This window comes from Mesorhizobium sp. WSM4815 (genome assembly GCF_055811575.1).
The window spans coordinates 127,863-148,615 of record NZ_JBVVQS010000098.1 but is presented as its reverse complement, the minus strand read 5'-3'; the positions used below and the strand labels follow the sequence as shown (position 1 = coordinate 148,615).

General features: G+C 61.9%; 19 protein-coding genes. 10 read left to right on the top strand and 9 right to left on the bottom strand.

Features of this window, described 5'->3' with window-relative positions; translation table 11 throughout:
- Positions 1–12 precede the first annotated feature (12 nt).
- Entirely contained in the window at positions 13–945 is a 933-nt protein-coding gene (argC, locus tag AC0L2B_RS21835) for an N-acetyl-gamma-glutamyl-phosphate reductase (protein WP_287054916.1), read from the top strand.
- Entirely contained in the window at positions 946–1,785 is an 840-nt protein-coding gene (locus AC0L2B_RS21830) for an aminoglycoside phosphotransferase family protein (RefSeq protein ID WP_473746777.1), read from the top strand.
- On the opposite strand, the gene AC0L2B_RS21825 is transcribed toward AC0L2B_RS21830, so the two are convergent.
- Positions 1,775–2,866, bottom strand: a complete 1,092-nt coding sequence (locus AC0L2B_RS21825) for a COX15/CtaA family protein (RefSeq protein ID WP_473746776.1) — start codon at positions 2,864–2,866, stop codon at positions 1,775–1,777. The genes AC0L2B_RS21830 and AC0L2B_RS21825 overlap by 11 nt on opposite strands.
- A gap of 152 nt (positions 2,867–3,018) precedes the next feature.
- Between AC0L2B_RS21825 and AC0L2B_RS21820 the strand changes: the two genes are divergently transcribed.
- From AC0L2B_RS21820 to AC0L2B_RS21800, 5 genes are all read left to right on the top strand, one after another.
- A complete protein-coding gene (locus tag AC0L2B_RS21820; RefSeq protein WP_023798362.1) occupies positions 3,019–3,237 on the top strand; it encodes a DUF2842 domain-containing protein in 219 nt (72 codons plus the stop codon).
- 539 nt (positions 3,238–3,776) lie between these two features.
- Positions 3,777–4,991: a ribonuclease E inhibitor RraB gene (locus AC0L2B_RS21815; RefSeq protein WP_473746775.1), complete on the top strand. Its 1,215-nt coding sequence runs from the start codon at positions 3,777–3,779 to the stop codon at positions 4,989–4,991.
- Positions 4,992–5,233: 242 nt separating this feature from the next.
- A complete protein-coding gene (locus AC0L2B_RS21810) occupies positions 5,234–6,424 on the top strand; it encodes a DUF3644 domain-containing protein (protein WP_473746774.1) in 1,191 nt (396 codons plus the stop codon).
- Between the two features lie 301 nt (positions 6,425–6,725).
- Positions 6,726–7,352 (top strand): class I SAM-dependent methyltransferase, encoded by a 627-nt coding sequence (locus AC0L2B_RS21805; RefSeq protein WP_473746773.1) that lies wholly within the window; start codon positions 6,726–6,728, stop codon positions 7,350–7,352.
- A gap of 102 nt (positions 7,353–7,454) precedes the next feature.
- On the top strand, positions 7,455–7,844 hold the full coding sequence (locus AC0L2B_RS21800) for a hypothetical protein (RefSeq protein WP_473746772.1): 390 nt from the start codon (positions 7,455–7,457) through the stop codon (positions 7,842–7,844).
- Between the two features lie 170 nt (positions 7,845–8,014).
- Here AC0L2B_RS21800 and AC0L2B_RS21795 read toward each other — a convergent pair whose 3' ends face one another.
- From AC0L2B_RS21795 to AC0L2B_RS21765, 7 genes are all read right to left on the bottom strand, one after another.
- Complete coding sequence (locus AC0L2B_RS21795; protein ID WP_473746771.1) at positions 8,015–9,163, bottom strand: adenylate/guanylate cyclase domain-containing protein; 1,149 nt, start codon at positions 9,161–9,163, stop codon at positions 8,015–8,017.
- A gap of 12 nt (positions 9,164–9,175) precedes the next feature.
- On the bottom strand, positions 9,176–9,541 hold the full coding sequence (locus tag AC0L2B_RS21790; protein WP_027155295.1) for a response regulator: 366 nt from the start codon (positions 9,539–9,541) through the stop codon (positions 9,176–9,178).
- Positions 9,538–11,646: a sensor histidine kinase gene (locus tag AC0L2B_RS21785; RefSeq protein ID WP_473746770.1), complete on the bottom strand. Its 2,109-nt coding sequence runs from the start codon at positions 11,644–11,646 to the stop codon at positions 9,538–9,540. The genes AC0L2B_RS21790 and AC0L2B_RS21785 overlap by 4 nt, the downstream gene beginning before the upstream one ends.
- Entirely contained in the window at positions 11,612–12,172 is a 561-nt protein-coding gene (locus AC0L2B_RS21780; protein WP_473746769.1) for an SCO family protein, read from the bottom strand. The genes AC0L2B_RS21785 and AC0L2B_RS21780 overlap by 35 nt, the downstream gene beginning before the upstream one ends.
- A gap of 23 nt (positions 12,173–12,195) precedes the next feature.
- Positions 12,196–13,203 (bottom strand): ABC transporter substrate-binding protein, encoded by a 1,008-nt coding sequence (locus AC0L2B_RS21775; protein WP_473746768.1) that lies wholly within the window; start codon positions 13,201–13,203, stop codon positions 12,196–12,198.
- Between the two features lie 45 nt (positions 13,204–13,248).
- The gene (locus AC0L2B_RS21770) at positions 13,249–13,413 is read right to left on the bottom strand and encodes a hypothetical protein (protein WP_473746767.1); all 165 of its coding nucleotides are present in this window, start codon (positions 13,411–13,413) and stop codon (positions 13,249–13,251) included.
- A gap of 360 nt (positions 13,414–13,773) precedes the next feature.
- Positions 13,774–14,829 carry a polysaccharide deacetylase family protein gene (locus tag AC0L2B_RS21765; RefSeq protein WP_473746766.1) on the bottom strand — a complete coding sequence of 352 codons (1,056 nt, stop codon included), beginning with the start codon at positions 14,827–14,829 and terminating at the stop codon, positions 13,774–13,776.
- A gap of 91 nt (positions 14,830–14,920) precedes the next feature.
- On the opposite strand from AC0L2B_RS21765, the gene AC0L2B_RS21760 reads away from it, so the two are divergent.
- The gene (locus AC0L2B_RS21760) at positions 14,921–16,144 is read left to right on the top strand and encodes a GNAT family N-acetyltransferase (protein WP_473746765.1); all 1,224 of its coding nucleotides are present in this window, start codon (positions 14,921–14,923) and stop codon (positions 16,142–16,144) included.
- 331 nt (positions 16,145–16,475) lie between these two features.
- On the opposite strand, the gene AC0L2B_RS21755 is transcribed toward AC0L2B_RS21760, so the two are convergent.
- Positions 16,476–18,710 (bottom strand): GumC family protein, encoded by a 2,235-nt coding sequence (locus tag AC0L2B_RS21755; protein WP_473746764.1) that lies wholly within the window; start codon positions 18,708–18,710, stop codon positions 16,476–16,478.
- A gap of 258 nt (positions 18,711–18,968) precedes the next feature.
- On the opposite strand from AC0L2B_RS21755, the gene AC0L2B_RS21750 reads away from it, so the two are divergent.
- Positions 18,969–19,532, top strand: a complete 564-nt coding sequence (locus AC0L2B_RS21750) for a polysaccharide biosynthesis/export family protein (protein WP_473746763.1) — start codon at positions 18,969–18,971, stop codon at positions 19,530–19,532.
- A 5-nt stretch (positions 19,533–19,537) separates the two neighbouring features.
- The gene (locus AC0L2B_RS21745) at positions 19,538–20,668 is read left to right on the top strand and encodes a glycosyltransferase family 4 protein (protein ID WP_128246696.1); all 1,131 of its coding nucleotides are present in this window, start codon (positions 19,538–19,540) and stop codon (positions 20,666–20,668) included.
- Positions 20,669–20,753: the final 85 nt, after the last annotated feature.

Below are 20,753 nucleotides of genomic sequence, written 5' to 3'. Positions count from 1 at the left end.
TCAGGCAGGCAAATGAAACCGAAAATCTTCATCGACGGCGAGCACGGCACGACCGGTCTCCAGATCAGGGCGCTGCTTGCCGAGCGCGGCGACCTGGAGATCATCTCGATTCCGACCGAGCGCCGCAAGGAACCGGCAGCCAGAGCCGAGTTCCTCAACGCCGCCGATGTCGCGATCCTGTGCCTGCCGGACGCAGCCGCGAAAGAAAGCGTCTCGCTGATCAGCAACGACACGACAAGGGTTATCGACGCCTCGACCGCGCATCGCGTGGCAGAGGGTTGGGAATATGGTTTTGCCGAAATGGACAAGGCTCAGGCGGGCAAGATCGCTTCGGCGAAGCGCGTCACCAATCCAGGCTGCTGGCCGCAAGGCCCGATCGCGACACTGAGGCCGCTGGTGGCGGCCGGGCTGTTGCCGGCGGATTTTCCGGTCACCGTCAACGGCATTACCGGCTATTCGGGCGGCGGCCGGCCGATGATCGAGGACTATGTCGCCAAGGGCGAGGATGCCTCGGAATTCCTGCCCTACGGGCTGACCCTGCAGCACAAGCATGTGCCGGAGCTCAGGACCTATGCGAAGCTGTCACATGACCCGATCATGCAGCCGGCGGTCGGCAATTTCGCGCAAGGCATGATCACCGTGGTGCCGCTGCAACTCGGCGGCCTCGACTATGTGCCGACCGGCGCCGAGCTTCATGCGGCGATCGCCGACCATTTCGCCGCCATCGATGGCGGCGTGGTCGAGGTGGCGCCCTATTCCCATCTGGAGCGCGTGCCGGATATCGATCCGGAAACCTACAATGGCACCAACCGGATGATGCTCCATGTCTTCGCCAACGACGACAGGGCCCAGGCGCTGCTGTTCGCCGTCTACGACAATCTCGGCAAGGGCGCCTCGGGTGCTGCCGTGCAGAACATGGATCTGATGCTCGGCCTCAAGCACTGAATGGACGCTCCGGCATTCCCAGGAAGCTGGAAGGTCAGCGCGCCAGAACTGATTGCCGAGACGTTCAGCAGCCGCATCTGGAAGGTTGTTCGCGAGGACGGCTCGCCGGCGATCGTCAAGGCCCTCAAAGCCTTCGACGACGTCGAAGACGAGTTGCGCGGCGCCCATTTCCTCGCCTGGCGGCGCGGCGAAGGCGCGGTGCGGCTGCTCGGCCGCGACGGCCACTGCATGCTGCTCGAATATGCCGGCAAAACCTTGCTGTCACAGGTTCTCGCCGAGCAGGGCGACAATGCCGCTACAGCAATCACGGCCGAAGTGATGGCAAGACTGTTCTCGCCATCCGACCACCCTGCCCCACCAGATCTTCAGCCGCTGCGGGTACGGTTTTCCAGCCTGTTCAACAAGGCGAGGATCGATCGCGACGCCGGCGAAAAGAGCCTCTACGTCGAAGCGGCTGCGACCACGGAACGGCTGTTGGCCAATCCTGTCGAGGTGCTGCCGCTGCATGGCGACCTGCATCACGACAACATCATGCTGGGAGCGCGCGGCTGGCTGGCGATCGACCCGAAGGGCGTTCTCGGCGATCCCGGCTTCGACGCGGCGAACATGTTCTACAATCCGCTCGACCGCGACGACCTTTGCCGTGATCCCCGGCGGATTGCCGACATGGCCGAGATTTTCGCCAGAACGCTCGGCCAGACGCCGCCAGCCATTCTGGATCACGCCATCGCCTATGGCTGCCTGTCGGCGTCATGGCATCACGAAGACGGCAATGCGGTCGAGGAAAGCCGCGAATTGTCCATTGCCACTGATATCAGGACGGTGCGGCTCAGCCTCTGACGGCGATCTGGTTGGGCATGGGATAAGCGCCCTTGGTGCCGCGCCAATGCGCTGCGGCAAAGCCCAGCAGAACAAGCGCGAAAGCCTGATGCATCAGCGCCATGTGCAGCGGCACCTGCATCAGCAGCGTGCCGATGCCGATCAGGGCCTGCAGCAGCACCAGCACAAACAGCAGCGTCGCGCGGCGCGCATGGGTGGTGCCGGGCTGGCGCCGGTGCGTCGCGATCATGTGCCAAAGTGCTGCGACGAAAATAGCGTAGGCGCCGAGCCGGTGGATGAACTGGACCGTCTTCGGGCTCTCGAAGAAATTGCGCCAGGCCGGCTCGAGGATCAACAGGTCGCCTGGGATGAGTTTGCCGTCCATCAGCGGCCAGGTGTTGTAGCTCAGGCCGGCATCGAGCCCGGCGACCAGCCCGCCGAGATAGATCTGGATCAGCGCCAGCAGCACCAGAAAGCCGGCCAGACGCTGCGTCGAACGGCCAGCGGCGGGCTCGGAATGCGGCGCCAACCCACGCGCGACCACCATGGTCGCGGTGAAGATCAGTGCGGCCAGCGTCAGATGCGTCGCCAGCCGGTACTGGCTGACGGAGACGCGGTCGACCAGCCCGGACGCCACCATCCACCAGCCGATCGCGCCCTGCAGGCCGCCGAGAAGAAGAATGCCCAATAATTTCGGACCAAGACCGCGTTCGATGCGGCGCGTCGCCCAGAAAAACACCAGCGGCACGGCAAAAACCAAGCCGACACCGCGCGCCAGCATCCTGTGCAGCCATTCCCACCAGAAGATCGACTTGAACGCTTCGATGCTCATGCCCTTGTTGAGTTCGGCATATTGCGGGATCTGCTGGTATCGCTGGAATTCCTCCTGCCATTCGGCGTCGTTGAGCGGCGGGATGATGCCGTGGATCGGCTTCCATACGGTGATCGAAAGCCCGGATTCGGTGAGCCTGGTGGCGCCGCCGACCAGCACCAGCACAAACAGCACCAGGAGCACGACGTAGAGCCAGCCGCGCACCAGCGCCCGGTTGCGCAGGTCGCGGTCACGGGCCGCGAAAGGCGCGGCAGCTGATATGGCAGCCATGGTCTTGTCCCGGCGTGTTGCAGTCGCGGATTGGTGAACCATCGCAATCCAACTGGCAAGACCGGACAGCGCGGCACGCCGTCGCGCCACTTCTTGGCTGTTGCGTGCCTCTTCCGTTGGGCCTAAGCGATAGGGATCAACCGGATCGCGAAATGCCCATTCGCCTGAAAAAGCTGATCGGAACAATCCTGCTGGTGGCGCTGGTCATCGTCTATGCGCTGGTCGCATCGATCGTGGCGGTTGCGCAACTGGCGGAATCGGGACCGTGGGCGCATTTCCTGTTCTTCCTGCTCAGCGGCATGCTCTGGGTGCTGCCGGCCATGGGCATCATCAAATGGCTGATCCTGGAGCCGCCGCGGCCGAAGAACTGAGGCTCGCTCGCCGCCGCGGTGAAAGCCTGACGCCCGAGGAAACTCAGGGTGGTTTTCTGCCTTCCGCGTCGCCAATCGGAACGCGCCGGCGGCTCCGGTCATTGCCGAACCGCTACTCAGACGTCCCGTTTGGGCCCCAAGCGGTCGGCCTGCTGTTCGCGATTTGACGCGAGGATCAGACATAGCGAGACTGAGGGCATGGGCACCTTTCTTCCCGGCGACCCGAGCCTCCGCGAGCGCGTACACCCCAGCTTCGCGAGACAGAGACTGGTGAATACGCTCAGAGCGACCATCATCAGCGTATCTCAATGGCGCGAATGAAAGGAAGCAGCCTGAACATCAACGAGCACAAGCAGTGCTGCGTCCCGTCCGGGGCAAACTGACCCTTTTGGACAGCAAGGTCAGCGACGAGAGCCGAGGGTTGGTCGGAACGTTCCAGTCCGGCGACATGGATGACAAAATTGCTTTTTAAGCAGTGGTCTAACTTCGATGTAAACTACAACCGCTACGTAGATGTCTCAATTGGTCGACGGTGAATTATGGTTACGTTCGAAAGGGCGCGGTTTCGATCAGAGCCGGCGATGTCGCCGTTGGAAAAAAATGCGCGAAAGCTGTCAGAGTTGGAAGACGACTGGGCCGAGCTAGGGTCATTAAGACAGATTGATTTCTCGTTTAGGTTTTATAATAGCAGTTATGCGGATCCTCCTGCGGATCCTCCTGCGGATATTACTGCGTTAGCGGAGATGTTCGCCGCTACTGCTCAGCGCGAAGGCTTCGAAACTCATATTAGCAGGGGGGCAGACGACGATTGGTGGGTTACGGCCTCGAGGAAGATGGAGCCGACAGCCGCAACCGTAACCATGTGGCAAGAGCGCCTACAATCTTTTGCGCAAGTGCATGACGGACACTTTGGCGGTTGGAGTTACCCAAGTAAGAAAGTGATAGCGTTCTGGCCGAAGGCCCAGCTTCAAAACAAACTTGCGGCAGAGGAGTGGGCCACCGTACTCTTTGGCTCCGAGTTGGTCACGGACCCACTTACGCAAAGCACCTCGTTGTTCGGCGGCCCCCCAGCAGAATCACCACCTGCATTCAAGCTTGTGCCATCGGAATTCCTTAGTCGAGCGAGATCGATGCCGCCGGTCGCGCCCCAGCCAACCGCGTCCGCGTTTGCGCAGTGGATCTACTCCCTTTATAGCGCAGCTAATGGAAGCGACGAAGATCGTGAACACGGGAAAGCGATAGAAGAGGAGGTTTGGGAACGGAGGAGGATCACAACAAGTTGTATCGACAACAATTTTTTGCGCAGCATCAGGTCAGATTGGACGTTGTTGTACAATGGCCTGCACCTACGGGACCGAGAGCAGCCCAACCATCTTGAAATAGCTCAACTGCACGTGAATGGCCATTCACTAAGAGCCTCTCCAGACTTACTATACATCAACAATCGCAAGTCCGAAGTTATCATCGTTGAAATTAAGAATTCTAGGCTACCAATTACGAGAAATCTCTGGCCGAACGTATGGGCGCAACTCTGGTGCTATTCGCAACTCGACGTCGCGAGAAACGCTCAAAGACTAACAGTCGTTGGCGAAGTATGGGGTGAGAGATGTACGAAAGGGTACGGACAGGGACGCCGACGCGTTGATGGACAGAAGTTACTCTGCTTACGAGCGTCGGTGCGGCGCGACCCGCGTAATCCGGCTTACGATCGCTTTTTTCGGAAGCTCTTCAGCATTTATTGTGGGGAAGAGTGATCAGTAATGCAGAAGATAGCGTCCCCTGATAGCCCACAAAATTCGGTCAGCGGGGCTGCCGGCGGCTTCATCGCCCCAATCGCCGCCTTCAACCGTCTCGTCTTCGTTCGGCACATCGAGGATCGTTGCGGCCTACTTGCCCATCCAGCCCTTTGCACGACGAGCAAGCGCGGTGATTGGCAGAGATAGCGCGAAACGCTCAGCCGGGGAATACCGGGTGTATATATCGCAAGGAGGACGCAGTGGCTGGCAAGGGGGCAACGCTTACCGTCCAAGAGAAGCGCGTAGCGAAAGCGCTCCTCCACAAAGGATGGGCAAACCAGGACGTACAAGCCTCGATCAACGGGAACCGTAAGAAGTCGGTCAACTTCGCCCGCATATCTGCGGTGAAGCAGGACCCCAACCAACAAGCCGCCACGGAAGCAGAGGTGGACTTCTTCATGCTTCACAAGAAGGCGTTCGATCCGCAGACCGGTCTCAACCGGTACGATGACGAACGGCTCATTCGAGCTCGTGAGGCGATGGTCCTCGCGGTCCAGATATTCAACAGCGCAGCACTCAAGTTCAAAGCCGAAGTGTTCTGCGTCCTCTCAAACATTGCGTGGACCTACCTTCTCCACGAGCACTACGATCGGCAGGACGTTGCGATCGTGGCTGGCGACGGAAACTCGCTGCTACTCAGCCAGATGTTCGAACGTCAGGACTGCCCGCTGTCAGATGGGATGCGGGACAACCTTCGTGTTATGAAGAAGCTGCGTGACAAGGTTGAGCACCACCTGCTCGGGAAGGCCGATCTTCTGTGGATGCCCCTATTCCAAGCAAACTGCCTAAACTTCGACAAGGCCATGTGCGACCTCTTCGGGGCGCAACTGACGCTCGCACACGATCTGTCGTTTGCGCTGCAGTTCGCCCGCCTCAACATCGAGCAGGCGTCGTTCCTTAATCAGTACGAGATCCCGGAGGGTATTGCAGCGGTCGACGCTCACCTGATGGAGGGCCTCACGGCTGAGAAAATGGCCAACATCGAGTTTCAATTCCGGGTGATTTATACGCTCGACAATGCGGCCAAGAGCAAAACGCACTTCCAGTTCTTCAAGCCCGATTCGGCCGAGGGAAAGGAAATCCACAATGTGCTCGGATACCTCAAGGCGGCCGACGAGATGTACCCCTTCAAGGCAGGGAAAGTCTTTCCGCTGGTGGCCGAGATGTCTGGAGTGCCTTTCACTAACAATGACCATGCGAAAGCTTGGCGGCACTACAAGGCGCGTCCGATGACGAACGCGAAGAACCCAGAGAACACGAACAAGGACTACTGCCTCTATCATGCGGCACATGGCGACTATACCTACTCCCAGGCGTGGGTGGATAAGCTCGCTGAGGACATTTCCGATCCGGTCAAACTTGCCGCGATCCGCGCGGTGAAGATTTGGTGACCACCAAGACGCGATGGGGGCGCGCGGAGGCAATTGAGAGTGGATACTGCGCGTGACGAAGCCGTAGAAAATGTCCGTCGCGCGACTGCTTTCAGCAATCCGTTTGCGCAATTCGATTGGCCGACATAGGCGCATTGCCGGCCGCCAGCCATGGGCAATCGGTCGGTAGTGTCTCTGATCGCATTTCTGCTAAAGCTGGGAAGCAAATCGCCCGCGATGTCACCAAGTTCCGGAGGCGGCGCAATGGGCTGATGGGCCTCCTCGCTCATCATGCCTCTTGTCTTGAAGGAGGAGCGCCAGGATGAGCACCGACCGGGATACCGTGCGGGCCTATGATACGGTCGCGGCGGAGTACGCTGCCGAGGCCGCGGCGATGCCCGAATGGGTCGCGACCGAGATCGATGCGTTCGTGACCGAGCTGGGTGGCTCTGGCAGGGTGCTGGAGATCGGAAGCGGTGGCGGGCGAGATGCACTTGAGCTTGAGAAGCGGGGGATTAGCGTCCGGCGCACCGACATTTCGAAGGGTTTCGTCGAACTGCTTCGCGAGAGTGGCTTCGAGGCCGACCTGTTGGACCCGCTGATCGAAGACTTGGCCGACCCGCAGCGTCCCGGCACGCCGTACGACGGGATCTGGGCCTGTGCCTGCCTGATTCACGTCGCGCGCGAGGATTTCGGCACGGTGCTTGGACGGCTTGCCGAGGCGACCCGGCCCGGTGGCCGACTGCACGCCTCGGTTAGAGAGGGCGATGGCGAGGATGTGTCCACACACGGCAGCGCTGCAGCGCCTCGGCGCTACGTCGAGACGTACTGGCGCGAGTCTGCCCTGCGGTCCGCCCTCACAGACGCCGGCTGGATCGTCAGCGAGGTACGTCGGTGCATCGGAAAGCCCGATGACCGGTGGCTGAGCGTTCGGGCGAGGCGCGCGTGACGCACACAGCCTTTGCGGAGAAGGTCAGCATTCGGAATGCCTCCATGTTGTGCTACATCGAGACTCGCCGCCGGCGGCGACAGCGACAACGGGTGGCAAGGCATGCTGGACATCGAGAAGGACACTGCGAAGAGGATCATCGACGCGCTGGCGGTCGCCATCGACGGCAACCCCTCTTCGGCGAAGAGTTTCAACCAATTCCCCTACGAGGACCTCGCCGACTACGGCAACTGGGGTCAAGACAACAATGATTCGAAGAGGGACACGCCGCGTACGCGGGCGCTGTTCATGGCTTACCTCGTCTTCTCCGGCGGACGCATCCCGCTGCGCGGCATCGAGATGCACGGGACCTATTTCCGGCCGGACGTCTGGGTCGCGGGTGCGCTCGTCAAGAAGGGCTACCTGACGGTCGACGAGAGCGCGCAGGAATTCGTGGTCACGCAGGACGGCTGGAGCTTCGTCGCTGACACGCTGGAAGCCCTCGGGAAATAGCCGCCATGCACTACGCCCTGGTCGATAAGGAACGGCGCAAGTCCTTTCCGGGAGCACAGGCGGTGCCAAGAGTTGCCGTTCGCTTGCTGCCGACGGAACGACTGCTTTCCACCGTTGCGGTCACTTCATGCCGTCGTTCGGTCCGCCCGCGAGTCGGGCTGCGTTCGTCCCTAACTTGACCGGCCAAGCCACCGGACAATTTCGTAAGCCAGCATAGGGCGGCGAAACCCCTTCAGCGTCAGTTCGCCAACTGGAACGGATTCGACCAATGATTCGACGGCACCAAGAACCCGTTGGCTGACGAGAATCTGGCGAGACCTGGCCCCCTCGCACAATCGGGCCGCGTGGTTCGACACAGTGCCGATCACCGCATAGTCCGCGCGCTGATCGAAACCGATCCGCCCGATGGTGGCGTGGCCCCGGGCGATGCCGATTCCGAAGCCTAGCAAGTAGTCCCGTTTGCGCCATCGCTCCGAATGCTCGTCAATTGCGTCACGCATCGCCGCGGCCATTGAGACAGCCCTCTCGGTGTGATCGGCACAGGGTAGCGGATCATTGAAAACCACAACGATGCCGTCGCCCACGAACCGCTCCAAAGTCCCGTCGTGACGGACGATTTGTTCGCCAAGACAGGAATGATACTCGCCAAGCACCGTCATTACCTCCTCGGGCTCGGCAGTCTCGGCGAAGGCTGTAAAGCCGCGCAGATCGCAGAAAACGACGGTCACCTCGCGACGGTGGCTTTGAAGAAGCGCGTCGCCATTCCCCGCTGCAACAATAAGGTCGGCGACCTGCGCGGGCAGAAACCGTCGGAGCCGGCCCATCCGCTCGATCTCCGCAACCTGCTCCGCCACTGTTTGCTCCAGGGAGCGATTCCATGCAGCCAATTGCGCTGCCTGGTCTTCGAGGAGTCGCGTCTGGCTCTCTACGGTATCGTAAAGCGCCTTCTGGCGCAGCATCGACCGCACCCGCGCCACCAGGGCCCTGTGGTCGAACGGCTTAGTTAGATAGTCGTCGCCACCGGCATCCAATCCCTCGACTACATCCCGCGTATCGGCCTTTGCGGTGACCAGGATAACCGGGATCGAGCGCAGCGAAACGTCTGCCTTGAGCATCCGCACGACGCTTATCCCGTCGAGCTTCGGCATCATGATGTCGAGGAGGATGAGGTCCGGCCTGAGGCTGCGCACCTTCGCAAGCCCCTCTTCACCGTCCGCAGCTGTCACCACTTCGTAGCCGTTCGCCTCGAGGCGCATACGCAGGATTTCGAGATTTTCCGGGGTGTCGTCGACGGCGAGAATGCGAGGCGGATCGTGCAATGCCCTGTCTCCTTAGGAAAGCAGCTCGCGTATCTTGGCAAGCAGCTGGCGCGGACTGAACGGCTTGGCAATGTAGCCATCACACCCTGCCGCGAGGGCTTTCGCCTCATCGCCCGACAATGCGTAGGAGGTGACGGCGATTATCGGAATGTGCCGTAGCGCCGGGTCAGCTTTTATGCGGCGAGCAGCTTCGTACCCGTCGATCACCGGAAGCTGAATATCCATGAGGATCAAGTCGGGTTTCTGCGCTGCCGCGGCAGCGACACCGGCTGCACCGTCCGCGGCCTCGATCAGCTCGTATTCGGTGGTGGCGATGAGATCGCGTATGATCTGCCGGTTGTCCTCGGTGTCTTCCACCATCAGGAGTCGCTTGCTCATGCTGCCTTCACATCCTCTCCCACTCGGATCGGTATTTTGATGCGGAATGTCGCGCCTGTACCCGGCACGGACTCGACGCCTATGGTTCCACCATGCATTTCCACGATACGCTTCGAGATCGCCAGGCCGAGACCCGTGCCACCCTTCTGCCTGGTGCTGCTGCTATCGACCTGCTGGAATTCATCGAAGATGAGCCCCTGGTCTGTGGGTGCAATGCCGGGGCCGGTGTCGCGCACTGTGATCTCGAAGTGCCCGTCGACCGCGTCGGCGAGAATGTCGATCGCGCCCGTCTCGGTGAACTTGACGGCATTGCCGGCAAGATTGAGCAGGACCTGGGTCAGGCGGCGTTCGTCCCCGCGGCCCAGCGGAAGATTTTCGCCGACGGTCGCAGCGAGCGAAAGCCCTTTTGAACGCGCCAGCGGCTCCACAGCTGTAATGGTCGATCGAACAATTTGCCCAACGGAATAATCCTCCAGCGCCAGCGTGAGCTGGCCCGCTTCGATCTTTGAGAGATCGAGCACATCGTTGATGAGCCCCAGGAGATGACGGCCGTTTGCCTGCACGCGCGCAACCGTCGTTTTTGCCCTGTCCGGGAGCTCGCCGTAAATGCCGTCGACCAGCAATTCGGTGAAGCCCAGAACTGAATTGAGCGGCGTCCTGAGTTCGTGGCTCATATTCGCGAGGAATTGGGACTTATGGCGGCTGGCTGCCTCCAGCTCCCGGCCTTTTTCCTCTATCTCGCGGAACAGCTTGGCATTCTGGATTGCGAGCACCGATTGCGCTGCGAACGTCTCCAGCAGATGAACGATTTGCTGGTCGAATTCACCTGACTTGCGGCGCCTGACGACGAGCGCGCCGACGAGCTTGTTCGGCCTGAGCAGCGGAACCACCAGGACGCTGCGATATCCGGCGTCGAGGACGATCTTCTGAGCGGGAGAGGGCGTTCCTTCGCTGAGATCGGGTACCTGGACAGGTGCGCGGCGCCGTGCGGCGTCGCCAATCCCCGGATCGTTCCGCCCGATGGCCTGGTCGGAAATTGCGGCAATGAGCTCGTCGCTCATCCCATAAGTCGCGCGCGGGCGGAATTGTTGCCTGGTGCTGCTGAACACATAGATAGCGCCCGCATCCGTGTCCGAGAGTTGAACCGCCTTCGCCACGATCGTCTGCAGCACCGTGTCGAGATCGAGCGTCGAATTGACCGCCTTGCTGACTTCCCCGAGTGCCTCCAGTTCGTCGACCGATCGCGCAAGCTCTGCCGTGCGCGCCTGCACCTCCTGGTAAAGCCGCCCCAGCTGCTCGGAGGTCTGGTTGACATTGCCGGCAAGCACTCCAAGCTCGTCTCGATTGGCGACGGCAACCTGTTGAGCAAAATCGCCGGCCGCGATCTGGCGCAATCGCGTCTCGATCTTTTTGACCGGCTCGATCAATGACCAGGAAATGATGTAGCCAAGCCCCAGCGCCAGCAGAATACTGCCCACCGCAAAAGAGACCACGATCAGTCGGGAAGTTCCGTACGCCCCCTCGGTCGTTTCGATTGCCGCCACCATGTCGGCTTCGGCCGTGTTGACCAGTTGGTTGGTCAGCCGCTCGAGGCGGTCGGCTGAGGGCATGATCTCAGCCTGCTGAACCGTACGCGCCTCCTCCGTACGGCCGGCACGGAAGAGCTCCACGACATGCGTCACGTCGGCCGTAAATTGGTCGTACTCTTGCCGGACCTGGCCGAGCACTTGCACCTCACTTTCGGCGACGAACTCCATGCGGTCGAGGTCGTAGCCAAACTGGTTGAGCTGGCGCAGCGCTGCATCCAGCATCCGGTCGTCCTGAAGCAAAAGTGCAGTCGAGATGCTGTAGAGTTGGTTCGTCGTGTCGTGCTGAACCTGGCGGTAGGCTGCGATCCGGCGCTGCAGCTTGATCAACTCGTTCGTTTGATCGTTGACCCCGCTCAACACCTGCAACCCGACGGCCCCGAGCACGATCAGCAGGCCGACTATCGACAGAAACGCGATCAGCAGCTTGGTCTGGACGCGGGCCGGCAGCCGCGCAACGCAGCCCACCAGCCGGTTTGTGATGTTATTTGGATTCATCCAAGAGGCTGAGAAGGTCACCCCGGAACTCCTCCAAGTCGAACCGGACGCCGAGATATTGTACGCGCAAGGTGCCAATCGGGTCTATGAGCGACGTCAGGAATGTGTGATCGACGTTTCCCTCCGCCACCTTCCTCGCGAACATGCCGTACTTGCGTCCGACCTCTCGGATGATCGTCGGATCGCCGGTAAGAAACTCCCAACCGTCCAGATCAGCGCCGAAGTCCTGTGCATACTGCTTCAGCACTTCGGGCGTATCGTGCTCCGGATCGACGGTGATCGAAACGAAGGCAACCCTGGGCCCGAACGCAAAACCTAGCTTGTCCTGCACGTTCGTCATGTTGGCGGTGAGCATCGGGCAGATGTCAGTGCAGGAAGCATAGATGAAAGTGACCGCGACCACCTTGCCGCGAAAGTCGCGAAGCGACACGCGCGCGCCGTCCTGCGATATCAGGTTAAAATCCGGCGCCGGCCCGATCACCGGCAGGCGCTGATCCTGCGGCGCGTCGTGCGCCTGCACTGGCCAGGAAAATAGCGCCGCCAGCAACAGAATACGTGCCCGCCCCCCGCTCACGTCTTCAACTCGCGCTTCAACTCGTTGAGGAAGCGCCAGTCCGTTCCGTTGGCGATAATCTGGTGGGGGCTCGTCTTGATCATGCCGGCCTCATGCAGGCGCAAGGCGTAAAACCGTACGGTGTCCTCGGGCTCGTATTCGCGCCACTTGCCATAAGGCACTTCATTCATCGTCTGCAGGGCATAGTCATAGTTGGCGGTGAACCCGTTATCGACGATCTGTCGCGCGACGCGCTGCGGCTCTGCGACGCAGAGGTCAGCCGCCTTGAGAATGGCGCGCAAGACGCGCTTGCTGGCGACAGGGTTGTTCCGAACGAACTCCGCATTGCCCGCTAGCATGCAGCAGAAGTACTGCGACCAGGGACGATCGACAGTGCTGTTTACGACCACATGGCCGATGCTGCGGGCGCGCAGCTCCTGAGGCTCCGGCGGAAAGCCGAGGAACGCATCGACCTTTCCTTTGACGAAAAGCTCCATGGGCCTGACGGATGGACTGGTGATCCAGCGGATGTCCTTTTGTGGGTCAAGCCCGACATAGGCGGCCATGCTGGTGACGAATATGTACGGCGTTGAACCAAGGCCCTGCACGCCGACGGTCTTGCCCTTCAGGTCCGTGATGCCGCGAATGCTTTCGTTTCCGAACAGTTCGAAGCAGCCGGGGTGCACGCCCGCCAGCATCGTGATCGGGTCACCGGCATCGATCGCAAGAACGAGCGGCGCAGCGAAATTCAGACTGAAATCCACTTCGCCACGCGCCATCTTCTGCGACTGACCGTAGCCTGGTTCCGCGGCCACATAGCGGACGTCGGTGAATCCCTCCAAGTGCAGCAGCTCCTCTGCAACATATTGGGGTGCAAGGCAGATGCCCCTGTTCTTTACCAGCCGGATGGTGGTTGTTTCTAACGGTGCCTCGGCCGCGGACGATTCCGGTGTGGCGACCAGACCCGCGGCGGCTGCCAACGTGGCGCTTGCCAGGAAGCGGCGTCGGCTTAGCATGATCTGCATGGTGCTCTCCTCCTTGGAAAAAGCACTGAGTGCGCTGCGGCTCGCTTAGATCTGCAGCTCGCGGTTCAAATCGTCGAGAGGAGTCGCGAGTTCAGGCCTCCCCAATAACGTGCGGCGATTTTGAACGATCTGCATCGAACGCTCGCTCTCCGAACCGCAAATAATGATCGCGGTCGGAATCTGGTAAAAGATCCCGGTAAAGGCGGACATTCTCAGAAGCGCGCCGAACAACTGCTATTTGGAGCGCGCCCTGTCTCAAGGCGGGAGTATTACGCTCTCAGTTGCTGGCTCGTCGCTAAGCCCCGACCAGCGATCAGTAACCATACGCCCTATCTGCGCTCGTGGCGAGGGCAAAGCTTTCAGCCAGCCCCGACCTTAGGCGGAAATCCTCGCAGTTTCCAAAAGCGGACGACCTAATTGATTTGATGACCGCCAAATGGCGGCTTTCGGATACTGTTCGAGACGTTCGATCTCGCCTCATCGGGCGACTTGACTAGGTCACGACGTTCCCTTGACCTCCCATCAGGGATGGTGCGCAAAGGGTTTGCCGTCCACCGGAGTGTCAGACCACTAGATGGTGACGAGCATCTTGCCGGCGTTGGCCAGCGGCGTCGTCACGCCCGACAGCATCGTGCGGATATGGGCAACGCTCTGATAGCGACCGTTGACCGAAATACGCGGCAGCGCGTGCAGGAAGCCGGCATGTTTGGCGCGCAACACGCCGTGGCGTGTCGTCACCGCCGAGACATAGCCGGCGTCGCGGGCAAAGCCGACTTCGCGGTCGCCAACGGCACTGGCATAGCCATAGGGATAGGCGAAATGGCGCGGCGCCTCGCCGAGTTCGGCCTGCAATATGCGCCTGACGCCGTCGACCTCGTGCCGCGCATCGGCTTCGGAAAGCCGCTTCAGATTGCGATGATTGACGGTGTGCGCGCCGATCGTCACCAGCGGATGCCCTGCCATGGCGCGGATCTCGTCCCAGTTCATCAACAGGCTCTGGCGCGCGCCCAACTCGATACCGTTCGACCGCGCCAATTCGCGCAGCACCGCGCGCTGGTCCTCCTCGCGGACCTCCAGCGTCAGATAATCGTGCAGGCGCGCAAAGGCCTGGATTTTCTTGCCCGGGGTCGAGCAGTCGATCGTCACCGGACCGTTCGGTGTCGTCAAAACCAGCCGGTTGCGCGCGCTGACGATGTCCTCGACCACCTCCCACCATAGATCGGCGGCGCCGTTTATCAGCCCCGGCGCGACATAGATGGTGATCGGCGCGCCGTGCTTTTCCAGCACCGGCAGCGCCTCGGTCATGTTGTCGCGATAGGCGTCGTCGGCGGTGATCGCCGCGAACTGGCCAACCTTGCCGCCGGCCTTGATGCGCTCGATCGCCTCGTCCAGGGTGACGAATGCATAGCCGTGCGCCTTCATGTCGGCGATGACAGCGTCAAGGAACTCAGGCGCGATGTTGAGATGCCGGTTGACGCTATCAGGCTTTTCCGGCGTGGCGGTGACCCGGTGCAGCATCAGGATGGCTCCGATGCCGCCGACGAACGGCTTGGCCAGCGGGGCAAGACCGGTATAGCGCACGACGTTGAGCGCCAGTTTCCGGATTGCCTCGCCCCCGTCGATCATTCATTCACCTTTTGCGCCTAGGCTCATCCAAGCACGGAATGCGCCTATGCGCGCCCCCAATCGCGGTGAATACGCCCTAAAGGATTGAGGTATGGTTGACGCCACCGCGTCATTTGACGGCAATCGGCTCGAGGCCATGCAGGCGGCGCCGCGCGCGGTGCCTGCGGATCATGGCGGCCTGTCGGTGTCGGTCGCCGACGGTGCGGCACTTGTGGCCTATGCCGAGTTCTGCGGTTCGGCGCTGTTCGCGCCGGCGCAGAGCCCGGCCTGGATCCTGAACTGGGCCAGACATGCCGAAGCGGATACCGTCTTGGCGACGCTGAGCGCTGCCGGCCGGCCGGTTTTTTGGTTGGCGCTGGAAGTCACCAGCCGCGGTCCGTTACGCGTCGCCCGTTTCATGGGCGGCCGCCATGCCAACGGCAATTTCGCCGCCGCCGACCCGTTCTGGCTGACCAGGGCGGATGGCGCGGCGATCCGCTCGATGCTGGCGGCGATCGCCAGGGCGCGGCCGGATATCGACCTCGTTTCGCTGGAACGGCTGCTGCCCGATCTCGACCGCGTTGCCAATCCGCTTCTGTCCCTCCCGCATTTTCCCAGCCCCAACCTGTCGCTGGCCGTCGACCTGGCGGGAGGTTTTGATGCCCTGCTCTCCCGCGCCAGCGGCAAGCGCAGGCGCAAGAGGCACCGCTCGCAGGCGCGCAAGTTTGGGGCCGTCGGCAGCCACCGCCGCATCGAGGCCCGGACGGTGGACGAGGTGAACAGGCTGCTCGATGGGTTTTTCGAGATGAAGGAGTTCCGCTTCCGCAAGATGGGCATCGCCAACGTCTTCGGCGAGCCACAGGTTCGTGCTTTCTTCCGCGCCTTGTTCGTCGAAGCGCTCTGCGACGACACGCCGTCCTTCGTGCTGCATGGGCTCGAAGTCGCCGGCAAGCTTCGCGCTGTCACCGGATCGAGCCGCTCGGGAAAACGCCTGATCTGCGAATTCGGAGCGATCGCCGACGACGACCTCGCCCATGCCAGCCCCGGCGACTTCCTGTTCTTCGACAACATCGAGGAAGCCTGCGAGAAGGGGTTCGATGTCTATGATTTCTCGGTCGGCGACGAACCCTACAAGCGGCTGTGGTGCGATATCGAAACCCGGCATTTCGAGGTCCTGGTTCCGCTGACGGCAAAAGGCCGCGCGCTGGTGTTTGTCCTGCGGCAAGGCGCGCGCCTGAAAGCCTTCGTCAAGAACAGCCCGACGATCTGGAAGCTGACCAAGATGCTGCGCCGCAAGACGGCCGGACAGGCTGTGCCAGCAGAGGACGACAGCTGAACGCTGAGCCCGCGATGCAGCTGGCACCACTTGAGATTAACTGTCGATGTCGGCGCCGCCCCTCATCTGCCTGCCGGCATCTTCTCCCCGTGAACGGGGAGAAGGGGCTGGCCCCACCCTCGGCGCGTTTTTTGCAGCGCCGGATATTGGCGAAATCCTTTGCGCAGGCGCCCTTCTCCCCGTCCCTATACGGGGAGAAGATGCCGGCAGGCAGATGAGGGGCGGCGCCAACCTGCGCGAATGCCTCACAAGGGGAGAAGGCAAGAGCACGCTATTGCCGCCACGGCTGCAAACTCTGGTCGACAACGTTCAAGAGAATTATCGAACTGTCTCAGGCGGCGGAGCGCCGTCCGGGCAGCGGCGTCCCTGGCGTCTGATGGCCGACCGGCGTCACCAGCGTCAGGTCGGGATAGCCGCTCTCGATCAGCTCGACCGCGGCCTGCGCCACCTCGTCGTTCGGCTCCAGCAGCGACAGGAAGACTTCTGTGCCCTCGCCGACAAGGCGGCCGATGCCTTGCGCGTCGGTGGGTCCGCATTCGACCACGACCAGATCGTAGGCGGTGGTCAGCGACTGCATGATGATCGGCAGCCGGTCGGCGGCGCGCATGGCGCGAACCGGATCGGCGTTGCCGACGGGAATGACGTGGCAGTCCGAATAGAGATCGGCGTGGATCACGTCGCTGAACTGCGCTTCGGAGGCGAGCAGATCGGTGATGCCCGGGAAAAGCCTGCTGTCCAGCGTCGGCCGCGAAGCGGCGCCCGAAGCGGTGAGATCGAGCAGGAGCACGCGCAGGCCGGTGTCGGAAACCTCACGCGCCACCAGCACCGCCGAGGCGGCCGCCTCGTCGCCTTCCGGCGATACGAATATGGCGCGTGCCGCGCCGCTTGTGATCAGTTTCTCCACCGCCTTGTCGATTTCGACCTCGCCAAGGCTGCGGCGCGCCGGCCCGACGTCGTCACCAGTTGCCGGGCCAGTTGCTGGCGCCGCGGCAGCCGCTTGCGGCTCTGCCTGGACTTCCGCCGTCCGATCCCCAAGGTCTTCGATATCGGCCGGTTCCTGATTGGGTGGCTCGTGATCGGGCGGTTCGTGATCGGACGGTTCGTGATTGGGCGGTTCGTGGGCAACCGGCATCGCGACCTGTTCGATCCGCTCGAAGCGGGCGCCGGCGGCCGGCCGCATGGCGCGACCCGAAAACAGCTCTTGCAGAAGCGTCACGATCGCCATGACCAGCAGCGAGCCGACGAAGGCCGCACCGATGATCGGCAGGATTTTTGGATAATAGGGTTGGGACGGCGCCACCGCGCGGGAAAAGACACGGGCGTCGACCGGCGGATAGTTGCTGTCCTTGCGCGAGGACGCCTCACGATAACGGGTCAGATAGGTTTCGAGCAGCTGGCGCTGGGCGGTCGCTTCGCGCTGCAGCGCGTCCAGTTCGACCTGCTGGTCGCCGGCGCGCGCCGATGCGGCCTTCAGCGTGTTGACGTCGGCGACAAGCTGGTTTTCGCGGGCCTGGGCGGTCTGCGCCTGCGTCATCAGCCCTGTCATGATCTTTTCCGCCTCGTTGCGGATCTGGCGGTCGAGATCGGCAAGCTGCGACCTCAGCGCCCGGATGCGCGGATGATTGTCGAGCAAGGAGGTGGAAAGGTCGGCGATGTTGGTCTTGAGCTCGACCTGCCGCTCGCGCAGCCGCTGGATCAGTCCGGACGACAGCACCTCCGGCACCGCATCAAGCGAGCCGCCATTCTGCAGCGCCCTGCGCACGCTGTCGGCAGTCGCTGCCGCCGAGGCGCGATTGGCCCGCACCCGCGACAATTCGCTGGACAGTTCGGAAAGCTGTTGCGTGGCGAGCACCGAATTGTTGCCGCCCATCAAAAGATCGGACTGGGCGCGGTAGCTTGCCACCTTGGCCTCGGCATCCTTCACCCGCTTCGACAGGTCGGCGATCTCCGGCGCCAGCCAGTCGGTTGCGGCAGAATTCGATTCGATATTGGCATTGCCCTGGACGGAGATGTAGGCGTCGGCGATGGCGTTCGGGATTGCGGCGGCGAGCCGGGGATCCTCCGAGGAGAATTCGATGACGATAACGCGAGATTTTTCAACGCGATAGACGTTGAGCTTCTCACGCATCTTCGTCAGCACGCGTTCTTCCGGCGGAATCTCGTTGGGGTCGCTTTTCAGGCCGGCGACGACAAGCAGACGGCTCAACGCCGGCATATCTGCCGTCTCGTCGAACTCGGGCAGCCGCGACAAATCAAGCTTCTGCGCCACCTGCTTGAGGATGTCGGTCGAGGAAATGACCTCGACCTGGCTGGTCACGCCTTCCTCGTCGAGTATAGGCTTGTCGTTGTCATTGGTGCCGTCGGGGCGCGTGTAGACCGATTCGCGCGTTTCGATCAAAAGCCGGGTTTCGGCCCGGTAATGCGGCGTGGCGAGCCAGGTGAGCGCGAACGCCAGGCCGGTTACGACAAGCGCGACGACAAGAATGCGCAGCCAATTCCTCGCAAGGCTGGCGAAGAGCTGCCTGAGATCGACGTCGACATCTGCGGCCGCGGATTGAACGGACATGCATCCTGCTCCGGTATTTTAGTTAGTATACACCGTAAACAAATATGGTAACTCAGCCGTTAATATTGCGGTAAGCACCTGTCAGGTTTTACGCGCACGCGGGCAGCTAAAGCACCGGAACCGGCCGCCTGTTGTCGGTTGCCGTCGCTTCGGCCGCCCGCCTTTACCGGCCATTAACCCTAACCGGATGATAACGGGCCTCGATCTCCAGCGTTTGCCGCGGTGCAGCGGCGGCCAGTCGAAGGTACATGTCCGGTCATGAAAAGCACTGCTTCCCTGTTCCGTGCACTGCTCGCCGTGTCATTGCTTGCCGGTTGCTCCAGCTACCGGCCGGCGCCGGCGGCCTTTCATAAAATGCTCGATCAGCCTTATCGCCTCGGCGCCGGCGACCGGGTCCGCGTCACCGTGTTCGAGCAGGAAGGTTTGACCAACGTCTACAATGTCGACCAATCCGGCTATCTGTCCATCCCGCTGGTCGGCGCCGTGCCGGCGCGCGGCCACACCGCCCAGCAACTCGAAGGCGAGATCGCCGACAAACTACGCCAGGGTTATCTCCGTGATCCGGACGTTTCGGTCGAGATCGACCGCTACCGGCCGATCTTCATCATGGGCGAAGTCGGTGCTGCGGGCCAGTACTCCTATGTTCCCGGCCTGACCGTGCAAAAGGCGATTGCCATCGCCGGCGGTTTCAGCCCGCGCGCCAACCAGGGAAGCGTCGACATCACCCGCGACATCAACGGCAAGGTCATGACCGGTCGCGTTGCCACCTCCGACCCGCTTCTGCCCGGCGACACGGTCTATGTTCGCGAACGCCTGTTCTAGACCACGTGGCGGACACACTCAGGATCGTCCACTGCTTTCGCTCACCTGTCGGGGGGATTTTTCGTCACGTGCGCGACCTGACCGAGGCGCAGGTCGCCGCCGGGCATGCCGTCGGCATCGTCTGCGATTCGACGACGGGCGGCGACTTCGAGGAACATCTGTTCGAACAGATGAAGGGCATAATGGCGCTCGGCATCCATCGCACGCCGATGCAGCGGCATGTCGGACCCGGCGACCTCGCCTCGGCCTGGCGCACATTTGGGATCATCAAGGAATTGCGGCCGGACGTGCTCCACGGGCACGGCGCCAAGGGTGGCGCCTATGCCCGCCTGTTCGGCTCATTGTTGCGGGTATCAAGGTTTCGCGTAGCCCGCCTTTATTCGCCGCACGGCGGCTCTCTTCACTATGACGAGACCACCGCCACGGGGAAGCTGTTCTTCGCGCTCGAGCGGTTCATGGCGCGCTTCACCGACTATCTTCTGTTTGTCTCCGACTATGAAAGGCGGACCTATCGCAGGAAGGTCGGCGAACCGCCGATCCCGAACAACCTTGTCTACAATGGACTGAGCGCCGCCGAGTTCGAGCCGGTGCGAACCGAACCGAATGCGGCCGATGCCCTCTATATCGGCATGATGCGCGACCTCAAGGGACCGGACATCTTCATCGATGCGCTGGTTCTTGCCGGAACGCGGCTCGGCCGCCCGGTGAATGCGGTGATGGTCGGCGACGGCGACGACCTGCCGCGCTACCATGCGCAAGTGAAGCGGCTCGGGCTCGAAGGCCATATGCGCTTCCTGCCGCCGATGCCGGCGCGCAAGGCCTTCGAGTTGGCCGAACTGGTTGTCGTGCCCTCGCGCGCGGAAGCCATGCCCTACATCGTGCTGGAGACGCTCGCCGCCGGCAAATCGATGATCGCCACCGGCGTCGGCGGCATCCCGGAAATTCTTGGCGCCGGCTCCCCTGCCCTGATCCGGCCCGATCCGCGCGAGCTCGCCGACAAGATGAGCGCGGCGCTGGCCGACCCCGATGCCTATGGCAGGCTGATGCCCGATACCGCCGACCTCAAGGCGCGATTCGGCGCCGACGTGATGGCCGCCGCGATCGAGACGGCCTATTTCGCGGCGCTCAAGCGCTAACCCGAAATGGGCGCTAACCCCAAAACGGCGCTGACCTCAAAGCATCTCCAAAACCTATTTGTTGTTTCAAGGGTTTCTTAGCTCT